The organism is Nonomuraea sp. NPDC052265 (genome assembly GCF_044547985.1).
GTDB lineage: Bacteria > Actinomycetota > Actinomycetes > Streptosporangiales > Streptosporangiaceae > Nonomuraea.
In genome coordinates, this window is record NZ_JBIUBJ010000002.1 from 698,940 (window position 1) to 723,954 (window position 25,015).

The 25,015-nt window shown below is 73.3% G+C and carries 21 protein-coding genes; 10 read left to right on the plus strand and 11 right to left on the minus strand.

The genetic code is table 11. The features are described 5' to 3' along the window. The first annotated feature begins 30 nt into the window (after positions 1-30). The gene (locus ACIHAD_RS08425; RefSeq protein WP_397353879.1) at positions 31-393 is read left to right on the plus strand and encodes an ATP-binding cassette domain-containing protein; all 363 of its coding nucleotides are present in this window, start codon (positions 31-33) and stop codon (positions 391-393) included. On the opposite strand, the gene ACIHAD_RS08430 is transcribed toward ACIHAD_RS08425, so the two are convergent. Genes ACIHAD_RS08430 through ACIHAD_RS08450 form a run of 5 tightly spaced genes read right to left on the minus strand, consistent with a single transcriptional unit; the run spans position 390 to position 4,229 of the window. Beyond that, positions 390-1,409, minus strand: coding sequence for a family 20 glycosylhydrolase (locus ACIHAD_RS08430; protein WP_397353677.1), 1,020 nt, complete (start codon positions 1,407-1,409; stop codon positions 390-392). The two genes, ACIHAD_RS08425 and ACIHAD_RS08430, sit on opposite strands and share 4 nt — an antisense overlap. Then, positions 1,406-1,660, minus strand: a complete 255-nt coding sequence (locus ACIHAD_RS08435; protein ID WP_397353678.1) for a hypothetical protein — start codon at positions 1,658-1,660, stop codon at positions 1,406-1,408. The genes ACIHAD_RS08430 and ACIHAD_RS08435 overlap by 4 nt, the downstream gene beginning before the upstream one ends. Positions 1,661-1,699: 39 nt before the next feature. Next, positions 1,700-2,818, minus strand: a complete 1,119-nt coding sequence (gene corA, locus ACIHAD_RS08440) for a magnesium/cobalt transporter CorA (RefSeq protein WP_397353679.1) — start codon at positions 2,816-2,818, stop codon at positions 1,700-1,702. A 30-nt stretch (positions 2,819-2,848) separates the two neighbouring features. Continuing rightward, positions 2,849-3,322, minus strand: a complete 474-nt coding sequence (locus ACIHAD_RS08445; RefSeq protein WP_397353680.1) for a nuclear transport factor 2 family protein — start codon at positions 3,320-3,322, stop codon at positions 2,849-2,851. A gap of 19 nt (positions 3,323-3,341) precedes the next feature. Continuing rightward, entirely contained in the window at positions 3,342-4,229 is an 888-nt protein-coding gene (locus ACIHAD_RS08450; RefSeq protein WP_397353681.1) for an amidohydrolase family protein, read from the minus strand. A gap of 34 nt (positions 4,230-4,263) precedes the next feature. Between ACIHAD_RS08450 and ACIHAD_RS08455 the strand changes: the two genes are divergently transcribed. Together ACIHAD_RS08455 and ACIHAD_RS08460 are read left to right on the plus strand one after the other, a co-directional pair. Beyond that, positions 4,264-4,968: a M50 family metallopeptidase gene (locus ACIHAD_RS08455; RefSeq protein WP_397353682.1), complete on the plus strand. Its 705-nt coding sequence runs from the start codon at positions 4,264-4,266 to the stop codon at positions 4,966-4,968. Positions 4,969-5,014: 46 nt separating this feature from the next. Next, positions 5,015-6,628, plus strand: a complete 1,614-nt coding sequence (locus ACIHAD_RS08460) for a protein kinase (RefSeq protein ID WP_397353683.1) — start codon at positions 5,015-5,017, stop codon at positions 6,626-6,628. On the opposite strand, the gene ACIHAD_RS08465 is transcribed toward ACIHAD_RS08460, so the two are convergent. Both ACIHAD_RS08465 and ACIHAD_RS08470 read right to left on the minus strand, forming a co-directional pair. Then, positions 6,617-8,752: a thiamine pyrophosphate-dependent enzyme gene (locus tag ACIHAD_RS08465; protein WP_397353684.1), complete on the minus strand. Its 2,136-nt coding sequence runs from the start codon at positions 8,750-8,752 to the stop codon at positions 6,617-6,619. The two genes, ACIHAD_RS08460 and ACIHAD_RS08465, sit on opposite strands and share 12 nt — an antisense overlap. A 231-nt stretch (positions 8,753-8,983) precedes the next feature. After that, complete coding sequence (locus ACIHAD_RS08470; protein WP_397353685.1) at positions 8,984-9,535, minus strand: TetR/AcrR family transcriptional regulator; 552 nt, start codon at positions 9,533-9,535, stop codon at positions 8,984-8,986. Between the two features lie 109 nt (positions 9,536-9,644). Between ACIHAD_RS08470 and ACIHAD_RS08475 the strand changes: the two genes are divergently transcribed. The 6 genes from ACIHAD_RS08475 to ACIHAD_RS08500 all read left to right on the plus strand — a co-directional run bounded on the left by ACIHAD_RS08475 (position 9,645) and on the right by ACIHAD_RS08500 (position 18,690). Beyond that, positions 9,645-11,213 (plus strand): carboxyl transferase domain-containing protein, encoded by a 1,569-nt coding sequence (locus ACIHAD_RS08475; protein ID WP_397353687.1) that lies wholly within the window; start codon positions 9,645-9,647, stop codon positions 11,211-11,213. Positions 11,214-11,215: 2 nt separating this feature from the next. Continuing rightward, complete coding sequence (locus ACIHAD_RS08480) at positions 11,216-13,165, plus strand: acetyl/propionyl/methylcrotonyl-CoA carboxylase subunit alpha (RefSeq protein ID WP_397353688.1); 1,950 nt, start codon at positions 11,216-11,218, stop codon at positions 13,163-13,165. Further along, positions 13,165-14,070: a hydroxymethylglutaryl-CoA lyase gene (locus ACIHAD_RS08485; protein ID WP_397353689.1), complete on the plus strand. Its 906-nt coding sequence runs from the start codon at positions 13,165-13,167 to the stop codon at positions 14,068-14,070. The genes ACIHAD_RS08480 and ACIHAD_RS08485 overlap by 1 nt, the downstream gene beginning before the upstream one ends. A gap of 2 nt (positions 14,071-14,072) precedes the next feature. Continuing rightward, positions 14,073-15,209 (plus strand): acyl-CoA dehydrogenase family protein, encoded by a 1,137-nt coding sequence (locus ACIHAD_RS08490; RefSeq protein WP_352357043.1) that lies wholly within the window; start codon positions 14,073-14,075, stop codon positions 15,207-15,209. 55 nt (positions 15,210-15,264) lie between these two features. Continuing rightward, entirely contained in the window at positions 15,265-15,699 is a 435-nt protein-coding gene (locus tag ACIHAD_RS08495; protein WP_397353690.1) for a GNAT family N-acetyltransferase, read from the plus strand. A gap of 78 nt (positions 15,700-15,777) precedes the next feature. Beyond that, entirely contained in the window at positions 15,778-18,690 is a 2,913-nt protein-coding gene (locus tag ACIHAD_RS08500) for an AAA family ATPase (RefSeq protein ID WP_397353691.1), read from the plus strand. 18 nt (positions 18,691-18,708) lie between these two features. Here ACIHAD_RS08500 and ACIHAD_RS08505 read toward each other — a convergent pair whose 3' ends face one another. From ACIHAD_RS08505 to ACIHAD_RS08520, 4 genes are all read right to left on the minus strand, one after another. Then, positions 18,709-20,889 carry a hypothetical protein gene (locus tag ACIHAD_RS08505; protein ID WP_397353692.1) on the minus strand — a complete coding sequence of 727 codons (2,181 nt, stop codon included), beginning with the start codon at positions 20,887-20,889 and terminating at the stop codon, positions 18,709-18,711. Between the two features lie 82 nt (positions 20,890-20,971). Beyond that, positions 20,972-21,901 (minus strand): carbohydrate kinase family protein, encoded by a 930-nt coding sequence (locus ACIHAD_RS08510; protein ID WP_397353693.1) that lies wholly within the window; start codon positions 21,899-21,901, stop codon positions 20,972-20,974. Continuing rightward, a complete protein-coding gene (locus ACIHAD_RS08515) occupies positions 21,898-22,824 on the minus strand; it encodes a pseudouridine-5'-phosphate glycosidase (protein ID WP_397353694.1) in 927 nt (308 codons plus the stop codon). The genes ACIHAD_RS08510 and ACIHAD_RS08515 overlap by 4 nt, the downstream gene beginning before the upstream one ends. A gap of 119 nt (positions 22,825-22,943) precedes the next feature. Further along, positions 22,944-24,053, minus strand: coding sequence for a YeiH family protein (locus tag ACIHAD_RS08520; protein WP_397353695.1), 1,110 nt, complete (start codon positions 24,051-24,053; stop codon positions 22,944-22,946). A gap of 70 nt (positions 24,054-24,123) precedes the next feature. Between ACIHAD_RS08520 and ACIHAD_RS08525 the strand changes: the two genes are divergently transcribed. Further along, complete coding sequence (locus ACIHAD_RS08525; RefSeq protein WP_397353696.1) at positions 24,124-25,014, plus strand: LysR substrate-binding domain-containing protein; 891 nt, start codon at positions 24,124-24,126, stop codon at positions 25,012-25,014. Position 25,015 lies beyond the last annotated feature (1 nt).

Consider the following 25,015-nt stretch of genomic DNA (forward strand, 5'->3'; position numbering starts at 1 on the left):
GACGATCCGGCCGCCTTCGGGCTGCTCGACCTGGTCGAGATCGCCGACCCCGCGCGGGCCTTCGCCTCCTACCCGCACCAGATCTCCGGCGGCATGGCCCAGCGGGTGCTGATCGCGGGCGCGATGTCGTGCGACCCGAAGCTGCTCATCGCCGACGAGCCGACGACCGCGCTCGACGTCCGCGTCCAGGCCGAGGTGCTCGGGCTGCTGCGCGGGCTCCAGCGCGAACGCGGTCTCGGCGTGCTGCTCGTCACCCACGATCTCGGTGTCGTCGCCGACGTGTGCGACCGGGTGGCCGTGATGAGCCAGGGCCGTGTCGTCGAGACCGAGGAAGGCCAGGTCCTCGAACCCGCCGACCGTCTCGCACCACATGGCGGCCTCCACCCCCGCTAGCCAGGCCCCTCGGGGATCTCGGCCAGTTCGCCCGGCGTCCAGTCGAAGTACTCCTCGCACGTGCGCGGCCGGTAGGAGGCGAACCCGACGCGCTCGCGCCGGTCGTCCTGCTCGGGCGAGACCGACGGCTCGGCGTAGCGCCGGTCCAGGTAGAGCACCCGGCTGGGGGAGGCCAGCACCTCCGCCCCCGCCCGTACCGCGGCGGGCACGTCGTACGGCGCCCGCTCGAACGAGCGCGCCACGACGTCGATCAGCGGGTGGTACTTCTCGGGAGCGTCGCGCCGGGCCGCCTCGGCGTCGAAGGCGTCCCCTTCGCCCGCCCAGCACTGTGCGAGGTCGTGGGCCGTGAGCGCCCCCGACCGGCTCACCTCCTGCCAGCCGACGACCTGCTTCCCGGTCGCCCTGGCCACCTCCAGCGCCCGCGCCACGAACTCCGCGTACGCCTCCTCCGGCATCCCGAACGCCTCGTCCCCGCCGATGTGCAGGTACGGCCCAGGGGTGAGCGCCGCCACCTCGCCCAGCACCTCGGCCACGAACGTCCAGGTCGTCTCGGCGCGCGGGTCGAGGAAGGGGATGAGCGGATGGGCCGGCTCCTGCGCGCCGCCCAGCTCCGGGTACGCCCGCACGGCGGCCAGCACGTGCCCCGGCATGTCGATCTCGGGCACGACGGTGACGAACCGGGCGGCGGCGTAGGCGACGATCTCCCGGTAGTCGTCCCGCGTGTAGTGCTCGGACCCTTCGGTGAGCCGGGGCCGTGCGGTGATCTCCAGCCGCCACGCCTGGCTGTCGGTCAGGTGCAGGTGCAGCACGTTGAACTTGTAGAGGGCGAGCAGGTCGACGACCTTCCTGACCTCCTCGACGGTGAAGAAGCAGCGGACGACGTCCAGGGACAGTCCCCGCCAGGGCAGCGCCGGCCCGTCGGTCACCCGCCCGCCCGGCACCACGCCGCCGTCCGTGCCGAACTGGGCGAACGTGACGGCCCCGCGGAACAGCCCCTCGGCCGTCCCCGCCGTCACGACGGCCCCGCCGGGCCCACGACCAGCTCGTACTCCTCGCCGTTCCCCGCGCCGGGCGCCAGCACGAGCTCGGCGTCCCCGCCCACCTGGACGGACGCCTCGACGCCCCACAGGTCGCCCAGGAACCGGGCGACGACCTCGCCCAGCCCGATCAGCTCGTCGGAGGGGACGGCGACCCGCGGGGACGGGCCCGGCACGAGGCCGCCCTCATCGGTCAGGGTCACATGGCGGGGCAGGGGGATGACGTCCATACCATTTTTCTACCACGTGGTAGAAAAAGCTGTCCGGCCCTAGAGCCAGTCGCGGCGTTTGAAGACCATGTAGAGCACCATGCACACCGCCGCCATCAACAAGATCGCGAACGGGTAGCCGAACACCCAGTGGGTCTCGGGCATGAAGTCGAAGTTCATCCCGTAGATGGTGCCGACCAGCGTCGGGGCGAACAGGATGGCCGCCCACGCCGAGATCTTCTTGACCTCCTCGCCCTGCTGGATGCTGGCCTCGGTCATGCGGGCCATCTCCGCGTTCTGGGCCTGGGTCACCAGCGTCGAGTTGACCACCAGGATGTTCTGCAACATCTGGCGGAAGGCCGAGATGCGCTCGGTCACCGTGATCGCGTGGTCGGCGACGTCCCGCAGGTAGCTCTGCAGCTCGTCGTTGACGCCGTACTTGGCGGCGCCGGCGATGAAGGCGTGGATCATGCCCACCAGCGGCGCGGTGGCCCGCTGGAACTCGATCACCTCGCCGGACAGCTCGTAGACGCGCCGCGACACCGAGGGGTCGCCGCTGAAGACCTCGGCCTCGATCTCCTCGATGTCCTTCTGCAGCCCGGCCACCACCGGGGCGTAGCCGTCGACCACGGCGTCGAGGATCGCGTACAGGACGGCCTGCGGGCCCTGCCGCAGCAGGTCGGGGTCGGACTCCATGCGCTTGCGCACGCCTTGGAGGTCGGGGGCCTCGGCGTGACGCACGGTGATCACGAAGTTCGGGCCGACGAAGAGGTGCAGCTCGCCGAAGGCCACCTCCTCCACGTCGTCGAGGTACCGGGCGGCGCGCAGCACCACGAACAACGTGTCGCCGTAGCGGTCGGCCTTGGCCCGCTGGGAGCCGACGATCGCGTCCTCCAGTGCCAGCTCGTGCAGCTCGAACTCCTCGGCGAGCTTGACCAGCTCCCACTCCTTCGGACGGTAGAGGCCGATCCAGGCCATGCTGTCCGGCATCTGCTTGAGGCGTTCGAAGGCGTCGGCGAGCGAGCCGGGGTTGTCGACCCGCTCGCCGTTCTGGTAGATCGCGTTGTCGATGACGGTGGGCCGGTAGGGGTGCTCCTCGCCGGCACGCGGGTCCATCGAGTGCTCCGGCGCCTCCTCGCGGTTGTCACCGCTGCGCCTGAACCCCTTCACCCTGGCCATGCACCCCTCCGATCCGGTTTCCTGTGATGTCTACTGCGACGACCGATGGGCCGCCGCGAAGCCGTCGAGCTCCTGGGTGGCCCGGTCCCTGATGGTCTTGCGCCACATCGGCGTCCAGCCGAACAGCAGCCCCTGCGGCCTGCCGAGAGCCATTCTGGACCAGCGCCTGAAGTCGAACTCGTCGTGGTGGCGCACGATGAGGTCGTCCTGGAACCTGAACAGCGCGTCGATCTCGTTGACGACCGCCCGGCCGGTGCTGGAGAAGGTGTAGCTGGCGGTCCAGTGGGCCGAGCCGCTGAACTCGTCGGCCTGGACGTCGCGGTAGACCGATCTCAGCCCGTCGCGCACGCCGAGCTGCAACCGCCACATCGCCATCACCCGGTCCCGGCCCTCGACCTCCTGGAAGATGGGATCGCCGAAGCTTACCTCGGGGTGGTAGCAGCGCTCCATGGCCGCGAAGTCCGCGCGGCCCAGAGCGTCGTAGAAGGCGCTGATGAGCGCCATGTGCCGATCGTTCACCTTGCTATCGAATCATGGCCGCACCGTTGTCCCAGCACACGGCCCGCAGCCACTCCTCGCCGAGATCCAGGCGGGCGAGGGCGTCGAGCTGGTGCGCGTAGGGGTACGGGATCGTCGGGAAATCGCTGCCGAGCACCACCTTCCCCGAAAGCCCGAGATCACGCAGAACCGGGCGCAATCGGCTGGGAAACGGCATGCCGCGCTCGGAGAAGTCGGTGAAGGCCATGGTGGTGTCCAGCGCGACCCGCTCATGGCGGACGGCCAGCTCGAAGAACGGCTCGTACTCGGGCATGCCCAGATGCGCGATCACCGCCCGCAGCCGGGGATGGGCGGCCAGCACCGCGCCGATCGGCCCCGGCCCCACGTGGCCGCCGGGCACGGGCACCGAGCTGGCGTGCACGACCACGGGCACGCCCGACTCCGCCAGCAGCCCCCAGACCTCGGCCAGCTCAGGCGCGGCCGGGTCGAAGCCGCCGACCTGGAGGTGCACCTTGAAGATCTTGACGCCCTCCGCCAGCGCCGCGCGCACGTAGTCCGCGACGCCGGGCTCAGGGTAGAACGTCGCCGACGGGAGGCAGTCGGGGTTGCGGCGGGCGAAGTCGAGGGTCCAGGTGTTGAGGTCGCGCGCCATGTCCGGTTTGTGGGCGTACGCCAGGGCCGGGAAGCGCCGTACGCCCATCTCGCGCAGTCTCGTCAGCCGCTCCTCGACCGGCCATTCGTACGCGATCTTCCAGCCGGCGCCCATCAGCGGGCCGCCGTGGTTGAAGTGATGCCAGACGCGGCGTTCCATTCGTCCGGGCAGGAAGTGCACATGCAGGTCGATCAGGCCCGGCAGCCTGAGCTCGCGCCACCACGCCGGAACGCCCGCGTCAGAATGTAGTTCTGCGGCCACAGCCGGGACTTTACCCGGCTAGTGTTTCTCCTCGATGGACATGCTCTGGGCCCACCTGATCAAGGTTCAGCCTGACCCCGACCCCTGGGTCGTGCTGGTCTCGGCTCTGGCCGCGCTGGCGGTCGTCGCGTTCCGCACGCCCTGGCAGGTGTCCAGGGGCCTGATCACGATCGCCCACGAGGGCGGCCACGCGGTCATGGCGCTGCTCACCCGGCGCAAGCTCGAAGGCATCCGGCTCCACTCCGACACCTCCGGCGTCACACTGACCAGGGGCCGCCCCAACGGCCCCGGCATGGTGCTGACCGCGCTCGCCGGCTACCTGGCGCCGTCGCTGCTGGGGCTGGCCGCCGCGTGGCTGACCGAGCAGGGCCGCATCACGCTGCTGATCTGGAGCGTGCTGCTCTTCCTGGTGTGCATGCTGCTGCTGATCCGCAACCTCTACGGCGCGCTGATCCTGCTGGTCACCGGCGGCGCGGTGTTCGCCCTGTCCATGTACGCCCCCGCCCAGATCCAGCAGGTCGTGGCCCTGGTCGCGACGTGGTTCCTGCTCTTCGGCGGCGTCCGGCCGATCGTCGAGCTGCAGCGCAAGCGGCGCAGGCGGCAGGCCAGAGACTCCGACGCCGACCAGCTCGCCCGGCTGACGTTCCTGCCCGGCGGCTTCTACGTGTTCTTCTTCCTGCTGGTGGCCGCCGTGTCGGTGGTGTTCGGCGCGTACCTGATGAACCCGCTGACCCCCTGAAAGCCGAAATTTCACATTAAACTCACCGGCAACAGGGGGGAGTGCCGTGCTGCCAGCCGAGGACGCGCCCGGTTACCGGGTACTCGATCAGGCGGGCCAGGGCGGGTTCGCCGTCGTCTACCGCGCCTACCAGGAGCGCCTCGACCGGGTCGTGGCGCTGAAGGTCCTGTCGGTCGACCGGGTCGACCAGCGCACCATGCGCCGCTTCCAGCGCGAGCTCCAGCTCACCGGCCGCCTGACCGGCCATCCCAACGTCGTGACCGTCTTCGACACCGGCGTGACGCGCTCGGGCAAGCCGTACATCGCGATGGACTTCTTCGAGAACGGCTCGCTGCGCGACAAGATCCGCAAGGAGGGGCCGCTCGGGGTGCCCGACGTGCTGCGCGCGGGCGTCAAGCTCGCCGGGGCGCTGGCCGCCGTGCACGAGGCCGGGGTGCTGCACGGCGACATCAAGCCGCAGAACATCCTCATCTCCCGCTACGGCGAGCTCGCCGTAGCCGACTTCGGCGTGGCCAGGGTGGTGGACGCCGCCGAGATCTCGGCCACCTCGCAGGCCTTCACCCCGCTGCACGCCGCCCCCGAGGTGCTCACCGGGCAGCCGCACTCGGCCGCCGGCGACATCTACTCCCTCGGCTCGACCCTCTACCACCTGCTGGCCGGGCAGCCCGCCTTCCACAACCCGGCCGACCCGTCGATCGCGCCGCTGATGTACCGGGTGCTGAGCCTCGACCCGCCGCCGATCAAGCGTGCGGACCTGCCGCCGGTGGTGTTCGGGACGATCGTGTGGGCCATGTCCAAGCAGCCCGAGCTGCGGCCGGGCTCGGCCAGGGAGCTGGCGCGGCGGCTGCAGGAGGTGCAGGCGGAGCTGGGGCTTTCGGTGACCGACCTGGTGGGCCAGGATCCGGGGCCGGGGCCCGCCATGTCCACCGTCCCGCGCCGTCCGCACGGCGGCCCGGACACCCCGCCGCACCCCGGCGACCCCTCCTTCCCCGCCACCGGCAGCCACCTGCCCCCGACCGGCGGCCACCCGCCCGCCACCGGCAACCACCTGCCCGCCACCGGCGGCCACCTGCCGCCCGCTCCCGGCCCTGGTCCCGGACAGGCCCCGCACCCGCCCGGCGTTCCGGGGGACTTCGGCGGGGCGCGGCGGGAGGCCCCGACGTCGCCGCCCGCCGGGGCCGGAAGCCTCAGGAAGCGCCTGCTGATCGGGGGCGCGGTCGCGGCCGTGGCGATCGGCGGCACGGGCCTGGCCGTCCATCTGTCGCTCCGGCAACCCGCCGGCCCGGGCCCGGCCGCCACGCGGCAGCCCGAGACCGGGACCGCCGCCACCACCCCGCCGCCGATCAGCGAGCGGGACGTCGCCGCCCTGGCCCCCCGCAGGCTCAAGGTCACCGCCGACCACGGCGCCCTGGTGGAGCTGAGCTGGGCGCTCCCGGCCGACGCCCGCCGCTATCCGGTCGTCCTGCAACGTTCGCCGGCGGGCAAGGGAGAGCAGGCCGTCACGGCCCTCGGCCAGGGCGCCACCACCACCCGCGTCGCCGGCCTCGACCCGGACACCGGCTACTGCTTCCTGGTGGGCGTGCCGCTGCGCATCTCGGCGGACTCCACGGTCGCCTGGTCGAAACCGGCCTGCGTCAGAGGGGCGCGCTCAGCCCAGTAGCTTGCGCGCTGCCTGCTCGATCTCCTCCTCCGACAGCAGCACGTGGTTGGCCGCGTCGCCCAGCGGGATGAAGCTGTCGGCCGAGGTCACCCGGGCCACCTGCCCGGTGAACCCGGCGTCGAGCAGCTCGGCCATGACGCCCTCGGACACGCCACCGGAGTGCCGGGTCTCGTCGGCGATCAGCACCTTGCCGGTCAGCTCGGCCGCCCGCAGCAGGTCGTCCACCGGCAGCGGCGCCAGCCAGCGCAGGTCGAGGACGCGGCAGCCGTAGCCCTCCTGGGTGAGCCGGACGGCGGCGCGCAGGCTCATCCGCAGCCCGTTGCCGAACGTCACGATCGTCAGGTCGCGGCCCTCGCCGTACGAGCGCGCCCGGCCGATGGGCACGTGCGTCTCCCGCCAGCGCGCCGGCGGCGTGTACGACGCCAGCCAGCCGCCGTCGCCCTCCTCGAACAGGTCACGCGTGTGGTAGAGCGCGATCGGCTCCAGGAACACGCAGACCGACCCGGCCGTACGGGCGGCGGCCAGGCAGGTGCGCAGCATGGCGGCGGCGTCGTCGGGACGCGCGGGCGAGGCGAGGACCAGGCCCGGGATGTCGCGCAGCGCGGCCAGCGCGTTGTCGTTGTGGAAGTGGCCGCCGAAGCCCTTCTGGTAGGCGTAGCCGGCGACGCGGACGACCATGCCGTTGGTGTAGGCGCCGCGCGAGAAGAACGACAGCGTGGCGCCCTCGCCGCGGATCTGGTCGAGCGCGTTGTGCAGGTAGGCCAGGTACTGGATCTCCGGCACCGGGAGCTGGTTGGACACGGCCGAGCCGAGCGCGAGGCCGAGGATGGCCTGCTCGTCGAGGAGCGTGTCGAACACCCGCGAGCCGCCGAACCGCTTCTGCAGGCCGCGGGTGACGCCGTAGACGCCGCCCTTCCTGGCGACGTCCTCGCCGAAGACCGTCATCTCGGGGTAGACCACCAGCGCGTCGGCGAGCGTGCGGTTGATGGTCTGCGACAACGTCAGCGGCTTCTCCAGCTCGGGCAGCGAGCCCGCGAACGCCTTCTCCCTGACCGAACCCTCGGCGGCGGTCGGGCTGATGTTGGCGATCAGGTCGGGGCGGCGTGGCGCGATCGGCTCCATGACCTCCGAGGCCGAGCCGAGCCGCGGGGCGCGGGTGGTCTCCAGGGCGATGCGCAGGACGTGCTCGCGCGCCGACTCGTACGCCTTGAGCAGCTCCTCCGGCGTCTCCAGACCCGCCTCGACCAGCAGCCGCGCGGTGCGGACGAGCGGGTCGCGCTCCATGTCGGCCCGCAGCTCCCGCTGGGTGCGGTAGGACGACTCGACGTCGGACCCGGCGTGACCCATCAGCCGCACGGTGGACAGGTGCAGGAACGCGGGGGAGCGGTTGGCCCGGACGTGCTGGACCGCGAGCATGGCGGCGTCGTAGGCGTCGGGCAGGTCGCAGCCGTCGGCGGCGAAGTACGCGATGCCCGGCCGCCGCGCCGCAGCCTCCACCCACCCCTTGGGGGTGCGGACGCTGATGCCGATGCCGTTGTCCTCGCACACGAACAGGATGGGCAGCGGCTGCCCCTGGAAGGTGGCGTAGGAGGCGGTGTTGAACCCGGACAGGGCGCTGGCGTGGTTGATCGAGGCGTCGCCGAAGCTGCACACGGCGATGGCGTCGGGCGGCCAGGCCGACCGGTCGCCGAGCGCGACGGCGCGTTCGATGGCGAAGGCCACGCCCACGGCGCGCGGCAGGTGGCTGGCGATGGTCGAGGTCTGCGGGATGACGGCCAGGTGGGGGTGGCCGAACACCTTGTGCCGGCCGCCCGCGATCGGCTCGTCGGCCGCCGCGGTCAGGCCCATCAGCACGTCGCGCAGGCCCTGCTCGGGCAGCCGCCCGGCCTGCTCGGACCTGGTCAGGTAGAAGGCGCCGGACCGGTAGTGGAGCAGCGCCGGGTCACCGGCCCTGGCCGCGGCGGCGACCGCCGCGTTGCCCTCGTGGCCGGCCGACCCGATCGTGTAGAAGCCTTCGTCCTGCTCGCGGAGCCAGCGGGCGGCGATGTCGAGCAGGCGGCTGTCGAGCTGGCGCTGGAACAGGGTCCTGCACCGGTCGCCGGTCAGCGACGTGCCCTCGCGCACCGGGCCGCCGGGATCTCGGGCGGGGCCTGCCTTCAGCGCCGCAACGGATTGGATGAAATGTGTCTCAACAGTGTCCCGCGCCACACCCTGATTATGTCTGTCATCGCCCCCGCCGTCTGCCGGAGTCCATGACAGATTGTGGTCCGTCCGTTTAACCCTGATCCGTGGCCGTTTGTCGGCGTTCGCGATCTTTTGGGGGCTACGTGCGGTGTGAAGGGGGACGCCGGTCGGTTAGCGTTCGTTAACGCTGGCCTCGATCGCGGCGCGGGCCATCGCGTGCAGCAGGGGGCGCATGTCGTGCGCGGGCAGCTCGCCGGCGCTGTGCGGCGTCGAGTTGAGCAGGCCGAAGACCGCGTGGGTCGCCGCGCGCAGCCGGGCCGGCGGGCAGGCCGGGTGGAGCTCGGCCAGCACGGTCACCCACTCCTCGACGTAGAGGCGTTGCAGCCGCCTGATCCCGCGGCGCTCGGGCTCGGGCACGTTGCCCAGTTCGCGGTCGTGCACGGTGATCAGCGCCGGCTGGTCGAGCGCGAACGTGATCTGCACGTTGAGCAGCGCGTCGAGCGTCTCGGCCGGCCCCTGGGACGAGGTCGCCACCGCCACCGCCGACTCCCGCAGCCGCGAGCTGACGTCGAGCAGCATCTCGGCGAGCAGCGCCTCCTTGCCGCTGAAGTGCCGGTAGAGCGCGGGGCCCGAGACGCCGACCGCGCCGCCGATGTCCTCGATGGAGACCCCGTGGAAGCCGCGCGCGGCGAACAGGCGGGCGGCCGCGGCGAGGATTTCCATGCGCCTTCTGCCGCGCTCGCGGGTAGGTGTGGAGGCAGTGGTCACATCTCACATGCTAGACGGTTACGTTAATGATGACTAACATCTCGGCCATGACGAGAGGGGACTCATGAGCGACTGGCCGGTGCTGAGGTCGGCCGTGGAGCCGGGGAGCGAGGCGTACAAGCGCAACACCGAGCTCAACGAGCGCCTGGCCGCCGAGCTGCTCGAACGGCTGGCCGCGGCGGCGCTCGGCGGTCCCGAGCGGTCGCGGCGGCGTCACGTCGAGCGGGGCAAGCTGCTGCCGCGCGACCGCGTCGACGGGCTGCTCGACCCGGGGTCCCGCTTCCTGGAGCTGTCGCCGCTGGCGGCCGGCGGCCTCTACGACGACCAGGCGCCCGCCGCCGGGATCATCACCGGCGTCGGCAGGGTGGCCGGGCGCGAGTGCGTGGTCGTGGCCAACGACGCGACCGTCAAGGGCGGCACGTACTACCCGATGACCGTCAAGAAGCACCTGCGGGCCCAGGAGGTGGCCCTGCACAACCACCTGCCCTGCGTCTACCTGGTCGACTCCGGCGGCGCGTTCCTCCCCAAGCAGGACGAGGTCTTCCCCGACCGGGAGCATTTCGGGCGCATCTTCTACAACCAGGCCACGATGTCGGCCCGCGGCATCCCGCAGATCGCCGCGGTGCTCGGCTCGTGCACCGCCGGCGGTGCGTACGTGCCGGCCATGAGCGACGAGGCCGTCATCGTCCGCGGCCAGGGCACGATCTTCCTGGGCGGCCCGCCCCTGGTGAAGGCGGCCACCGGCGAGGAGGTCACGGCCGAGGAACTGGGCGGCGGCGACCTGCACTCCCGGGTCAGCGGCGTCACCGACCACCTGGCCGAGGACGACGCCCACGCCCTGGCCATCGTCCGCGACATCGTCTCGACGCTGGCCCCCCGGGCCCCGCGCCCCTGGGACACGGTCGCGCCCGAGGAGCCGCACCACGACCCGCGCGACCTGTACGGGCTCGTCCCCGCCGACACCCGCCAGCCCTACGACGTGCGCGAGGTCATCGCCCGCCTGGTGGACGGCTCCCGCTTCCTGGAGTTCAAGGCCGAGTACGGCTCCACCCTCGTGACCGGCTTCGCCCACCTGCACGGCCACCCGGTGGGCATCGTGGCCAACAACGGCATCCTGTTCGGCGAGTCGGCCATGAAGGGCGCGCACTTCATCGAGCTGTGCGACCAGCGCCGCGTCCCGCTGGTGTTCCTGCAGAACATCAGCGGCTTCATGGTCGGCAAGGCGTACGAGGCGGGCGGCATCGCCAAGCACGGCGCCAAGATGGTGACGGCCGTGTCGTGCGCGCGGGTGCCCAAGTTCACGGTGGTGATCGGGGGCTCGTTCGGGGCGGGCAACTACGCCATGGCCGGACGGGCGTACTCGCCCAGGTTCCTGTGGATGTGGCCCAACGCCCGCATCTCCGTCATGGGCGGCGAGCAGGCCGCGAACGTGCTGACCACGGTCGGCGACGCCGACCCCGACGCCATCCGCGCCCAGTACGAGAACCAGGGCAACCCCTACTACTCCACCGCCCGGCTCTGGGACGACGGCGTGATCGACCCGCTCGACACCCGCACCGTCCTCGGGCTGGCCCTGTCCGCGGCGGCCAACGCGCCGCTCGAACCCGCCGGCTACGGCGTCTTCCGGATGTGATCATGCTTTTCGACCGTGTTCTCATCGCCAACCGGGGCGAGATCGCCGTCCGGGTCGTCCGGACGCTGCGCGCGCTCGGCATCGAGTCGGTGGCGGTGTTCACGCCGCCCGACGCGGGTGCCAGGCATGCCCGCGAAGCAGACATTGCCCTCGAAGTCTCGAAATATCTTGATATCGAGGCGATCGTGGAGGCGGCGCTCGCCTCCGGCGCGCGGGCCGTGCATCCCGGCTACGGCTTCCTGGCCGAGAACGCCGCCTTCGCGCGGCGCTGCGCCGAGGCCGGGCTCGTCTTCGTCGGCCCGTCCCCCGAGGCCATCGACGCCATGGGCGACAAGATCCGGGCCAAGGCCACCGTGTCGGCCGCCGGGGTGCCGGTCGTCCCCGGCGGGGCCGAGCCCGGCGACGACCTGGCGGAGTGGGCCGACTTCCCGGCGCTGATCAAGCCGTCCGCGGGCGGCGGCGGCAAGGGCATGGTGCTGGTGCGCTCGGCCGCCGAGCTGCCCGACGCGCTGGAGTCGGCCCGCCGTACGGCGCGGGCGGCGTTCGGCGACGGCACCCTGCTCATCGAGCGTTACGTCGAGAACCCCCGGCACATCGAGATCCAGGTCATGGCCGACGCCCACGGCAACGTCGTGCACCTGGGCGAGCGCGAGTGCAGCCTGCAACGCCGGCACCAGAAGATCATCGAAGAGGCGCCCTCGCCCTTCGTGACCCCCGACATGCGCGCCCGCATGGGCGCCGCGGCCGTCGAGGCCGCCCGCTCGGTCGGTTACGTCGGCGCCGGCACGGTCGAGTTCATCGTCGACGGCACCACCGGCTCCTACCACTTCATGGAGATGAACACCCGGCTCCAGGTCGAGCACCCGGTCACCGAGCTGGTCACCGGCCTGGACCTGGTGGAGCTGCAACTGCGCGTCGCCGCCGGGGAGGCGCTGCCGTTCGGCCAGGAGGAGGTGCGGCTGGACGGCCACGCCGTCGAGGCCCGCGTCTACGCCGAGGACCCGGCGCGCGGCTTCCTGCCCAGCGGTGGCCGCGTCCTGGCCCTGCGCGAGCCCGGCGGCGACGGCCCGGGACGGGTGCGCGTCGACTCCGGCCTGGCCGAGGGCGGCGTCGTCGGCAGCGACTACGACCCCATGCTGTCCAAGGTGATCACCTGGTCACCGGACCGCGGGTCGGCGCTCAGGGCGCTGGACCGGGCGCTCGCCCGCACGGCGGTCCTGGGCGTGGTCACCAACGTCCCGTTCCTGCGCGCGCTCGCCCGCCACCCCGCGGTCGTGGCCGGCGAGCTGGACACCGGCCTGGTCGAACGGGTGCTGCCCGAGCTGCTGCCGCGGGCGGGCGTGCCGCAGGAGGTGACCGCCGCGGCGGCGCTGGTCTTCCACGCGCTCCCGCAGGGCCCCGACCCCTGGCAGGTCACCGACGGCTGGCGGGTCGGCGAGCGCGCCTGGACGACCTGGCGGCTGGAGTCGCGGGACGGCGTGCACGCGGTGCCCGTACGCGGCCTGCCCGGCCGTTCGGCCGAGGTGCTGCTCGACGGCGAGGCGGTCCCCGCGCGGATCGCGACCGGCGGCGGCGAGCTGGCGGTCACGCTCGGCGGCCGGACCACGCGCTACCTGACGGCCCGCCACGGCGACACGCTGTGGCTCGGCCGCGACGGCGAGTCGTGGGCGTTCACCCGCCACCTCATCGGCGACCCGGGCGACCGGCCCGGGGCCGCGGGGGCGGGCGACGGCGTGGTCCGGAGTCCCATGCCCGGCACCGTCCTGCTGGTCAAGGTGCAGCCCGGCGACCGGGTGAGCGAGGGGCAGCCGCTGGTCGTCGTCGAGGCCATGAAGATGGAGCACACGGTCACCGCCCCCTGTGACGGCGTGGTCGCCGAGCTGCCCGTCCAGCCGGGCAAGCCGGTCGACATGGACGCCGTGCTGGCCGTGGTCACCGGTGAGGAGGCGTGATGCCGTACCGCATGGAAGGGCTTCCCGAGCGGGTCACCGTCTACGAGGTGGGCCCGCGCGACGGCCTGCAGAACGAGCCGGCGATCGTGCCGGTCGAGGTGAAGGCCGAGTTCATCGACCGGCTGGCCGACGCCGGGCACCGGGTCATCGAGGCGACCAGCTTCGTCCATCCCAAATGGGTGCCGCAGCTCGCCGACGCCGGTGAGCTGCTCGGCCGCCTCGACCGCAGGCCCGGCGTGCGCTACCCGGTGCTGGTGCCCAACGAGCGCGGGCTCGACCGGGCGCTGGAGCTGGACGTCACCGAGATCGCGATCTTCGCCAGCGCCACCGAGACCTTCGCCGCCAAGAATCTCAACCGCACGCTGGAGAGCCAGTTCGACATGTTCGAGCCGGTCGTGGCCAGGGCGCTGGCGCACGGCCTGCGGGTGCGCGCGTACGTGTCGATGTGCTTCGGCGACCCCTGGGAGGGGCCCACGCCGGTCGAGCAGGTCGTCGCGGTCGGCGAGCGGCTGCTCGGGCTCGGCTGCTACGAGCTGTCCCTCGGCGACACGATCGGCGTCGGCACGCCGGGCCACGTCACCGAGCTGATCGGCGCGTTCGGCGGGCCAGACCGGCTCGCCGTGCACTTCCACGACACCTACGGACAGGCGCTCGGCAACACGCTCGCCGCCCTCAAGGCGGGCGTGACCACCGTCGACGCCTCCACCGGCGGCATCGGCGGCTGCCCGTACGCCGAGTCCGCCACCGGCAACCTGGCCACCGAAGACCTCGTGTGGATGTTGCGCGGGCTCGGCATCGAGACCGGGCTCGACCTGGACAAACTCGTGTCCACCAGCACCTGGCTGGCCGAGCGGCTGGGCCGGCCCAGCCCCTCGCGCGTCGTCCAGGCCCTCGCGAAAGGCTGATCATGCTGAACGACGAATACCAAGAGTTGCGCAAGACCGTCGAGGCGTTCGCCCGTGACGTGGTGGCGCCCGTGATCGGCGACTACTACGAGCGCGAGGAGTTCCCGTACGACATCGTGCGCAAGATGGCCGACATGGGGCTGTTCGGCCTGCCGTTCCCGGAGGAGTACGGCGGCATGGGCGGCGACTACTTCGCGCTGTGCCTGGCCCTGGAGGAGCTGGCCCGCGCCGACTCCAGCGTGGCGATCACCCTGGAGGCCGCGGTCTCGCTGGGCGCGATGCCGATCTACCGGTTCGGCACCGACGAGCAGCGCCAGGAGTGGCTGCCCCGGCTGGCCTCGGGCGAGATGCTGGGCGCGTTCGGGCTGACCGAGCCGGGCGGCGGCTCCGACGTGCCGGGCGGCATGCGGACGACCGCCGTGCTCGACGGCGGCGAATGGGTGATCAACGGGACGAAGGCGTTCATCACGAACTCCGGCACCGACATCACCGGCGTGATCGGCGTGGCCGCGCTCACCGGCGAGCGGGAGATCTCCACGATCCTGGTGCCGAGCGGCACGCCGGGGTTCACGGTCTCCAAGAAGTACTCCAAGGTCGGCTGGAACGCCTCCGACACCCGCGAGCTGTCCTTCTCCGACTGCCGGGTGCCCGCCGCCAACCTGCTCGGCGAGCGGGGCCGCGGCTACGCGCAGTTCCTGCAGACCCTCGACGAGGGCCGCATCGCCATCGCCGCGCTCAGCGTGGGCCTGGCGCAGGGCTGCGTGGACGAATGCCTCAAGTACGTCAGGGACCGCAAGGCGTTCGGCCACCCGATCGGCCACTACCAGGCCATCCAGTTCAAGATCGCCGACATGGAGGTGCGCGCGCACACCGCCCGCCTGGCCTACTACCACGCGGCCGAGAAGATGCTGGCCGGGGTGCCGTTCAAGAAGGAGGCGGCGATCGCCAAGCTGGTGTCCTCGAACGCGGCCATGGACAACTCCCGCGACGCCACGCAGGTGTTCGGCGGGTACGGGTTCATGAACGAGTTCCCGGTCGGCCGCTTCTACCGCGACGCCAAGATCCTGGAGATCGGGGAGGGCACCAGCGAGGTGCAGCGCATGCTCATCGCCCGCCAGCTCGGTCTCGGTGACCTCTGACCCGCCAGAACGGCATGATGGACGAAAGGGCACAGAGGTTCTAGTGTCGTACCTCATGACAGCGGACGATCTTCTCATCAGGAGGGCGGAGAAGGCGGACGCGGACGAGGTGTTCGCGTTGGCGCACGAGTTCGGGCTGACCTTCAGGCCGGAGCGCGGGGCCTTCGACGCCGCGCTCCCGCAACTCCTGCGCAACGAGGACGCCCTGCTGCTGACGGCCGTCGTGGGCGGCCGAGTCCACGGATACCTGCTGGGGTTCGTGCACCTGACGCTGTTCGCCAACGGGCCGGTCGCCTGGGTCGAGGAGGCCATGGTCCAGTCGGGCTCGCGCCGGCAGGGGATCGGCCGCCGGCTCCTGGAGGAGTTCGAGGCGTGGGCGCGTACCCGGCACGCCGGGTACGTGGCGATGGCCACCCGGCGGGCGCCGGAGTTCTACCACGCGCTGGGCTACGAGGCGTCGGCCACCTTCTTCCGCAAGGTTCTGCGCTGACGACGAAGGTTTTGCGCTGACAGACGATCGCTCCCGGTTACGGTCCGATTTGTCGGTGTTTGATGGCATCCTTGGGGCGTGAGCATCCACGCCGTCAGCCCTCTGTTCGTCGGGCGTGCCCGCGAGCTGCACGCTCTGGGAGACGCCCTGGCCAGAGCACGTGCGGGCGCGTCGTCCACCGTGCTCGTCGGCGGTGAGGCGGGGGTCGGCAAGACCCGCCTGGTCAACGAGTTCATCGACCGGGCCGGCGAGGCGCGGGTGCTCGTCGGCGGCTGCCTGGAGCTGGGCACCGAGGGCCTGCCGTTCGCGCCGTTCACCGCCGTGCTGCGCGGGCTCGTACGCGAGCTGGGGCGCGACGGCGTGGCGGCGCTGGTGCCCGGCGGCACGACGCGCGGGCTGGCCCGGCTGCTGCCCGAGTTCGGGGAGCCGGACAAGGACGGCGCGGAGGCGCGGGCCCGGCTGTTCGAGCAGGTGCTCGGGCTGCTGGAGCGGCTGGCCGAGGAACGCCCCGTGTTGCTGGTGGTCGAGGACGCCCACTGGGCCGACCGCTCCACCCGCGACCTGCTGTCCTTCCTGGTCCGCTACCAGCGCACGGCGGCCCGGCTGATGATCGTGGTCACCTACCGCACCGACGAGCTGCACCGCACCCATCCGCTGCGGCCGATGCTGGCCGAGCTGGGCCGCATCGAGTGGGTGAGCCGGGTCGAGCTGCGCAGGCTCACCCGCAGGGAGGCCGTGGCGCAGGCGGCCAGCATCCTGCAGCGCGAGCCGTCCCCCGCCGCGATGGATCTGATCTACGCCCGCAGCGAGGGCAACCCGCTGTTCGTCGAGGCGCTGCTGAGCGAGGCCGACGGCGGCGACATGCTCCCCGAGTCCCTGCGCGACCTGCTGCTGGCCAGCGTCGAGCGGCTGCCCGACGAGACCCAGGAGCTGCTGCGCGTGGCCAGCGCGGGCGGCCAGCGCATCGAGCACGACCTGCTCACCGCCGTGGCCGGGCTCGACGACACCGCCCTGTCGCGGGCGCTGCGCCCCGCCGTGGCGGGCAACGTGCTGGTGGTCGACGGCGAGGGCTACGGCTTCCGGCACGCGCTCATCCGCGAGGCCCTCCACGACGACCTGCTGCCCGGCGAGCACACCCGCCTCCACACCCGCTACGCGCAGGCCCTCGAACGCGATCTGTCGATCCTGCCCGCCCCGCGCGGCGCGATCGAGCTGGCCCACCACTGGCACTCCGCCCACGACTCCACCTGGGCGCTGGTCAGCGCCTGGCGCGCGGCCGCCGCGGCCCGCAAGTCCACCGCCTACGACGAGCAGCTCAGGATGCTCTCGCGGGTGCTGGAGCTGTGGGACCAGGTGCCCGACGCCGCCGAGCGCATCGGCTGCGACCGCCTCGACGTGCTCAGGCAGACCGCCACGGTCGCCCACCTCGCCGGCGAGTACGAACGCGGCCTGGCCCTGGCCGGGGCCGCGCTGGCCGAGGTCGACCTCGACGCCGACCCGATCAGGGCGGCCACCCTGCTGCGCCAGCGCGGCCTGACCCGCTACGACCTGGGCCGCGCCGGCTACCTCGACGACCTGCGCAAGGCGGCCGAGCTGGTGCCCGCCGACCCGCCGACCAAGCTGCGCGGCCAGGTCCTGGAGACGCTGGCGCGCATGCTCCACCGTCCCGAGGACTGGCCGGAGAAGCTGGCGACGGCCCAGCTCGCCATGGAGATCGGCCACCAGATGGGCGACGCCAACGTCGAGGCCCACGCGCTCATCAGCCTGGCCTGGGCGCGGTCGTGCTTCTCCGACATCGAGGCCCAGCTCCCGCAGTTCGCCGAGGCGCGCAGGGTCGCCCGCGCCCAGGGCGCCTACAACGCGCTGATGCGCTGCGCGATCTCCGAGTCCGACGCGCTGGAGGGCGCCGGGCGGCACGAGCGGGCCGCGCAGGTCGCCCGCGAGGGCGTGCAGGAGGCCGGGAACTACGGCCTGGCCCGCACGTCCGGCACGTTCCTGGCGATCAACCTGACCGAGCCGCTGCTCTCGCTGGGCCGCTGGGACGAGGCGCTCCAGGTGGTCGAGCAGGCGCTCGACCTCGCGCCGCCGGCCCCCTACCGGGCCAGCCTCCAGGGGTTCGTGTCGGACATCGCGCTCGCGCGGGGCGAGATCGACCGGGCCGACAAGCTGCTGTCGTCGTCGGCCAGCGTGTTCGCGCGCGGCGAGTACCGGGACCAGACCGTGCTGCCGCACCTGCGCAGGCAGGTCCTGCTGCTGCGGGCGCAGGGACGGCTCGGCGAGGCGCTGGAGGCCGCGGCCCGGGGGCTGGAGACGCAGGACCTGCTGCCCTCGCCTCGTTACGCCTGGCCGGTGCTGGTGACGTTCGCGCAGCTCGCCCGGCCGGCCCTGGCCGAGGGCGGCTCGCCGTACGCCGGGGTCGCGGCGGCGGTCGTCGCGCGGCTGCGGGAGGTGGCGCGGGAGCTGGCGGTGGACGGCGACCTCCAGGAGGCGCAGCGGCTGACGTTCACGGCGCTGACCGGGCCGCAGGACGGGCTCGACGGGGCGGCGCGGCTGAAGGCGTGGGAGTCGGCGGTGGCGGCCTGGGCGGGGTTGCGGCAGCCGTACGCGGAGGCGCAGTGCCTGGCGGAGGCCGCCCACGCGGCGCTGGCCGAGGGCGACCGGCGCGCCGCGGCCGGGATGGTCGCGCGGGCGCGGGAGCTGGCCGGGCAGCTCGGGGCCACGCCGCTGCTCGAACAGCTCGACGTGTTCGGACGGCGGGCCCGCATCGGCGGCGCGGACGAGCCCGACGGGCCGCCGCTGGGGCTGACCGCGCGCGAGCTGGAGGTGCTGCGCGAGGTGACCAACGGACGCAGCAACCGGGAGATCGCCGAGGTGCTGTTCATCTCGGTCAAGACGGTGAGCGTGCACGTCTCCAACATCCTGGCCAAGCTGGGCGTCGCCACGCGCGGCGAGGCGGCGGCGACGGCCCACCGGCTGGGCCTGTTCGGGTGACGCGCGCGGGGACGGCCCTCAGCCGGTGAGCTGGGCCTCCAGGCGGTAGCCGTCCACCGTGACGTAGACCTGGTCGCCGGGGCGGGCGTTCAGGCGCATGAGCACCGGCTGGAGCGAGTCGAAGACCGGCTGGTGGCCCTGCCAGACCAGCACGATCGCGTTGTCGCCCGGACCGGTCACCGACAGCAGGGTGCCGGGGCGCATGCCGAGCTGGGCCGCGTAGCCCTCCGGCACCGGCACCGGGCCGCCCCTCAGGTGTTCCGGGGTGACCTCGATGCGCTGCCAGCGGCGCGGGTCCGACGACGGGCTCGGCAGCGGCGGAGGCGGCGTGGACGGCGTCCCTGCCAGGCTGCCGGGCGGCATGCCGGGCCGGCCGCCCGCCAGGCCGCCGGACAGCGCCGACAACGTGGCCAGGGCCGCCGAGGGGTCGATGGAGTTGGCGTTCGCCGTGGGGATGGGCTGGCCGCCACGGTGGTGGTGGCCGTTGGCTCCCGGCGTACGGCGGGGGAGGGGCTGGGCGGGCTGCGGCGAGGCGTCCATCGGGCCGGGGGCCGACTCCGACGGCAGGGCGTCGAGCCACGCCTTGGCGGAGTGGGCCCGGATGCCCAGCTCGGCCAGCAACTCCACGACGTCGGTGTCCGGCGGGGCGGCGGCCAGGAGCTGCCGCGTACGGGCCTGGAGGCCGTGGATGTCGCCGACGACGAGCCAGCCGTCCTGGAGGCGGCGGTCGGGCATGAGGGTCACCAGGACCCGCCACAGGGGCGTGCGCAGCGACGGGACCATCGCCGGGTGGGCGGGGTCGGCGCCGATCAGCTGCTCCTCGGTGGCCGCCGCGCCGAGCCATTCGGTGAGCCGGAACATGTGGCCGGTCACCGGCGCGGACTCCGACGAGCGCAGCCAGTGCAGGACGCGCTCCTCGGCGGTGCGCTGGGCCTGGGAGAGCACGTCGCGGTCCACGAGCAGCTTGTGGGCCAGGGTGCGCAGGCTGACCGGGTCCTCGGCGAACAGGCGGTGCACGGCGACGGCCAGCTCCAGCTTGTCCAGGCCGCGGAACAGGCCGTCCACGACGCGGACCATCGCGTGGTCGGGGTCGGCCGGGACCTGGCCGGGGGCGGCGGCTCCGGGGACGGGGGCGCCGGGGACGGGGGCGGCGGGGACGGGGGCGGCGTAGGCGGGGCCGTCGGCCTGCGGGCCGCCGTCCGGACGCCCGGCGGTGGGCCGCTGCGGAAGCCGCGCACCGCCCTGTGCCGGGAACGACCCGGTCTGAGGCCCGCCGCCGGGCTGGGCCGCGAACGAGCCGGTCTGGCGTCCGGCGTCGGGCTGGGCCTGGAAGGACCCGGTCTGGCGGCCGGTGTCGGGCTGGGCGGGGAACGACCCGGTCTGAGGGCCAGTGGGCTGGGCCGGGAAGGAGCCGGTCTGGCGGGTGGTGTCCGGTTGGGCGGCGAAGGAGCCGGTCTGGTGTCCCGGGGCGTTCTCGGGCGGCGGGGGGAACGAGCCGGGCTGCTGGGCGGCCGGGCGGGACGCGGCCGGGCGCTGCGGCAGGGGGGCCTCGCCGGTCGGCCCCTGCCCCGAGGCGGCCTGGGGCTGGGCGGGGAAGGCGTCGCTGTGCGGGGTGAAGGCGGCGGGCCGGCGCTGGGGGCCGCTGCCGGGCTGGGCGGCGTACGAACCGGGTTCGGCCACCGGGACGGCCGGGAAGGAGCCCGTCTGGCTCGCGCCGCGCGCGAGCGGACGGGTGACGTCCGGCGACCCGGACTGCTGGGCCGGTACGGCCTCCCGCTGCGCCGGGATCCGCCCGAGCACCTCACGCAGCACCGAGCCGACCAGCACCTCGGGCGTCGCCGACGGGGTGCTGAGATCGCCGGGCGCCAGGCGGCGCAGCCGCTGCCAGCCGCCGAGCCCCGTGATCGCCGTACGGGTGGCCTCCGGCCAGCCGGGCAGCGCCGGATCGACCTGATGGACGGCGAGCGCGGGAAGCAGGTCCACCAGCGGCACATGGTCCCAGCGGGCGGAGATCAGCCGGGCGAGCCGTTCGCAGACCCAGTCGAGACCCGCCGTGCCGAGCGCCCTGGACACCGCGAGCGAGGACCACCACCCCGCCGGCAGCCGCGGATCACCCAGCACCTCGGCCACCTGCTGAGGGCGGCTCCAGCGCAGAGCAGGGACGAGGTCGCTCAGGCAGATCGATGACTCGACTTCCATCGGCGGACCTTAACCTCCCCAGTGGGCCGCGTGGGCAACCCGGTACGCATGTGGCTAATGGTGCAGCCTACGCGGCAAGCTATCAATCAGTGTGAATAGGGTAAAGACGGTTCAGATCCAAACCGTACCGTGGACGGCCGCCCACCTGGGCCACACATTCCGCCCCGGCACGGCAACCCGCCTCCAGCGCGAGCGAGGCGGCCGCACCCTGGAGGGTGGCCGCGAGATACCCGGCCGCGAACGCGTCGCCCGCGCCCGTGGAGTCCACGACCTCGGCGGACACGCCCGCGCACGTCGCCGTGACCACGCCGTCCACCGCCATCAGCGCGCCCTCGGCGCCCAGCTTCACGACCGCTGTGCCGTACGTCTCACTCAGCAGGACGGCGGCCCGCTCCGGCGACGGGACGCCGGTCAGGACCAGGGCCTCGTCCAGGTTCGGGATGATCAGGTCGGCCGCGGACGTCTCCCGCATGAAACGTTCGACGCCGAAGTCCCGCAGCGGCCCCGTCGAGGCCGGGTCGAGGCTGACCGGCACCCCCGCGGCGACGGCGTCCCGGACGGCGGCCCGGACCAGGCGCAGGCCGGGCGCCGCGAACAGCGTGTAACCCGACAGGTGCAGCCGTCCGACCCCGTCGAGCAGGGACGGATCCCAGTCGGCCTCGGAGATCAGGCCGCCCGCGCCGCGGTTGGTGAGCATGGAACGTTCGCCGGTCTTGTCCACCATGGCGATGACGACCGCCGTGGGATGCTCCTGATCCACCACCACGTGCGGCCGGACCCCGGCCTTGACCAGCTCGGTCGTGTGCCACTCGCTGCTGTCGTAGCCGAGCTTGGCCAGCAGCCGCGAGTCGGCCCCCAGGTGGGCGGCCCAGGCGGCGGTGTTCGCCCCCGAGCCGCCGGGTCGCAGCACGATCTCCGCGGCGGTGTCGGTGCCCGCCATGACCGGGGAGCCGTGCAGCGCCACCACATCGGTGACCACGTCACCGATGACCAGGAGACCGGTGTCACTCACGCCCGCGACCAGGCCACGGCGATCTGGGCGGCCAGCGCGGTGTTGCCGCGCACGGCGGCCAGGTTGGCCTCCAGCGAGGCGCCGCCGGTGCCGTTGACGAGGTAGCTCAGCAGGAACGGCGTGATCGCCTGCCCCTTGACGCCCTCGCGCTCGGCGGCGGCCAGCGCCTCGGCCAGCACGCGGTCGTGCAGCGCCGGGTCGAGCTGCTGGTCCCGCGGCACCGGGTTGGCGACGATGAACGCGGTCTCCGGGCCGGCCAGCGCGTCCTGGCCGCGCATGACGGCGGCGGCGTCCTCGGGCGTCTCGATCCGCCAGTCGATCGGCTGGCCTGAGGAGTTCAGGTAGAAGCCGGGGAAGGTGTCCGTGCGGTAGCCGGCCACGGTCACGCCGCGTGTCTCCAGCCGCTGCAGCGTGGCCGGCACGTCGAGGATCGACTTCACGCCCGCGCAGACGACCGTGATGCGGGTGCGGGCGAGGGTGTCGAGGTCGGCGGACTCGTCCTGGTCCTCGGTCCAGCCGCGGTGCACGCCGCCCAGGCCGCCGGTCGCGAAGATCCGGATGCCGGCACGGGCCGCCAGGAACGACGTGGCCGACACGGTCGTCGCCCCGCTCGCCTTCAGCGCCGAGGCCAGGGGCAGGTCACGCTGGCCCAGCTTGCGCAGCCCGGACTCGGTCGCGATGCGCTCCAGCTCCAGCTCGTTCAGGCCGATCCTGGCCACGCCGTCCAGGACGGCGATCGTGGCCGGCACGGCGCCCGCCGCGCGGACCACTCCCTCCAGCTCGCGGGCCACCTCCAGGTTGCGCGGCTGCGGCAGGCCGTGGGAGATGATCGTGGACTCCAGGGCCACGACGGGCGCGCCGCCCGCCAGGGCCTCGGCGACCTCGTCGGACGGCTGGAGAAGGGGATCGGTGGCGCTGCGCATGGTGGGTTTCAAGCTCCTTGAGTGGTGCTGGCCGGTTCAGGGAGAACGGCGTTCCTGTCGGAATTTGTTCCGAACGGAGCAGCGTACGGGGGCCCGGCCAGGACGTCCACCCAGGAGGCTCACAGCAGGACGGCGACCCCGGTGAGCGAGACGGCGGCGATGATGCCGGTGGCGATGGCGCCGAGCAGCACGGCCCGTCCGCCCTTGACGAGTTTCCGCACGTCGATCCCGGTGCCCAGGCCGAACAGGGCGGCGGCCATGAGCACGTTGGTGACCTGCGGGACGGCCTGCGTGACCGCGTCCGGGACCCAGCCGGTACCGCGTACCGCCACCATGGCCAGGAACGCCGCCACGAACAGCGGCATGACGGGCGTCCGGCGTCCCTCCCGCCGGTTCGCCGCGGGCGCGTCCGAGGGGGAGCGGCGGGCACGGCGGGCACGGAAGGACGTCAGGGCGACCAGCGGGGCCAGCAGGATCACGCGGGCCAGCTTGACCGTCACCGCGGCGGCCAGGACACCCGACGCGGCGCCGATCGCGGCCACCTGCGCCACCTCGTGCACGGCGGCGCCGGTCCAGACGCCGAGCTGCGCCGGCGACAGCCCGAACAGCGCCGCCAGCGCCGGGACGGCCACGATGGCCGCGCTGCCGTAGAGGACGACCACGCTCAGCGCGGCGGCCGCGTCGTCGTCGTCGGCGTCGTCCGCGCTCTCCCGCATGGCCGCGACCGCCGCCGCCCCGCAGATGGACACGCCGGTCGCCACCAGCAGCGACGTGCCGGGCGACAGGCCCATGCGGCGGCCGATCACCGGCGTCACCGCGAACGTCACGCCGGTCGCCGTCACCACGATCAGCAGCGTCTGCCAGCCGAGCGCGAGCACCTGCGGCAGCGCGATCTGGAGCCCGAGCAGCGCGATCGCCACCCGCAGCACCCGCTTGGCCACGAACGCCAGCCCCGGCCTGAACCGCTCCCACACGGCCCCCGTCCCGCTCCATCGCGCGGACGAGGCCGCCCACGCCGCGAGGTTGGCCAGGACCGCCCCGGACAGGACCGCGATCACGGCGGGGCTGAACGCCGGGGCGAACCGGTTGCCCACCATGGCGACCACCACGGCGACGGCCGCCAGCCCGATGCCGGGCCAGATCGACGTCCCGGGAGCGGCCGGCGCCGCGCCGCCCGGGGGGTGCGGAGGTGCGGTGAGCTGGGGGAGCTGCTGGTCGGGGAGAGGCATGATCCCAGTCTTCGGGGCCTCCGTACCGGCCGGTAGACACGCGTTGCCTGGGAGGCCATAGCCTGTGGCTATGAGTGCGCTGCCGGATCTCGACTCGCTGAAGCTGCTGGTCGACGTGGGCGAGCTGGGCAGCCTGGGGCAGGCGGCGAAGGCGGCGGGCATGGCCCAGCCGTCGGCCAGCAAGCGGGTGGCCATGCTGGAGCGCCGCCTCGGCGTCCCCCTGCTGGAGCGCACGCCGCGCGGGTCCACGCTCACCGCCGAGGGCAGGATGGTGGCCGGGTGGGCGGCCCACGTGCTGGCCGCGGCCGAGGAGCTGATGCGGGCCGTGGAGGCCGTACGCCACAGCGAGGCGGCCCACCTGCGGGTGGCCGCCAGCATGACGGTGGCCGAGTACCTGGTGCCGCGCTGGCTCGGCGAGCTGCAGAACCGGGAGCCCGAGGTCCAGGTCGGGCTGGACGTGGTCAACTCCACCGACGTCGCGGTCAGGGTGCTGGGCGAGGAGGTGGAGCTGGGCTTCGTCGAGGGGCCGAGCGTGCCCGAGGGGCTGGACAGCCGGGTCGTGGGCACCGACCGGCTGGTCGTCGTGGTGGCCCCCGGCCATCCGTGGGCCCGCCGCCGTACGGCCCTGCGGGGCGCCGAGCTGGCCGCCACGCCGCTCGTGGTCCGCGAGCCGGGCTCCGGCACGCGCGAGACCCTGGACGTGGCGTTCAAGCGCCTCCACCGGGCCAGCCCGCGCCTGGAGCTGGGGTCGAACTCGGCGGTCAAGGGTGCGGCGCAGGCCGGGGCCGCGCCCGCGGTGCTCAGCGGCTACGCGGTCGAGGCGGACATCGCCACCGGACGCCTGGTCGAGGTGCCGCTGGCCGGGCTCAACCTGGTCCGCAACCTGCGCGCGGTGTGGCGGCGCGGGCGCTCGCTCACCACCCCGGCCGCCACGCTCCTCGCCATCGCCAGCCGCCCGTGAC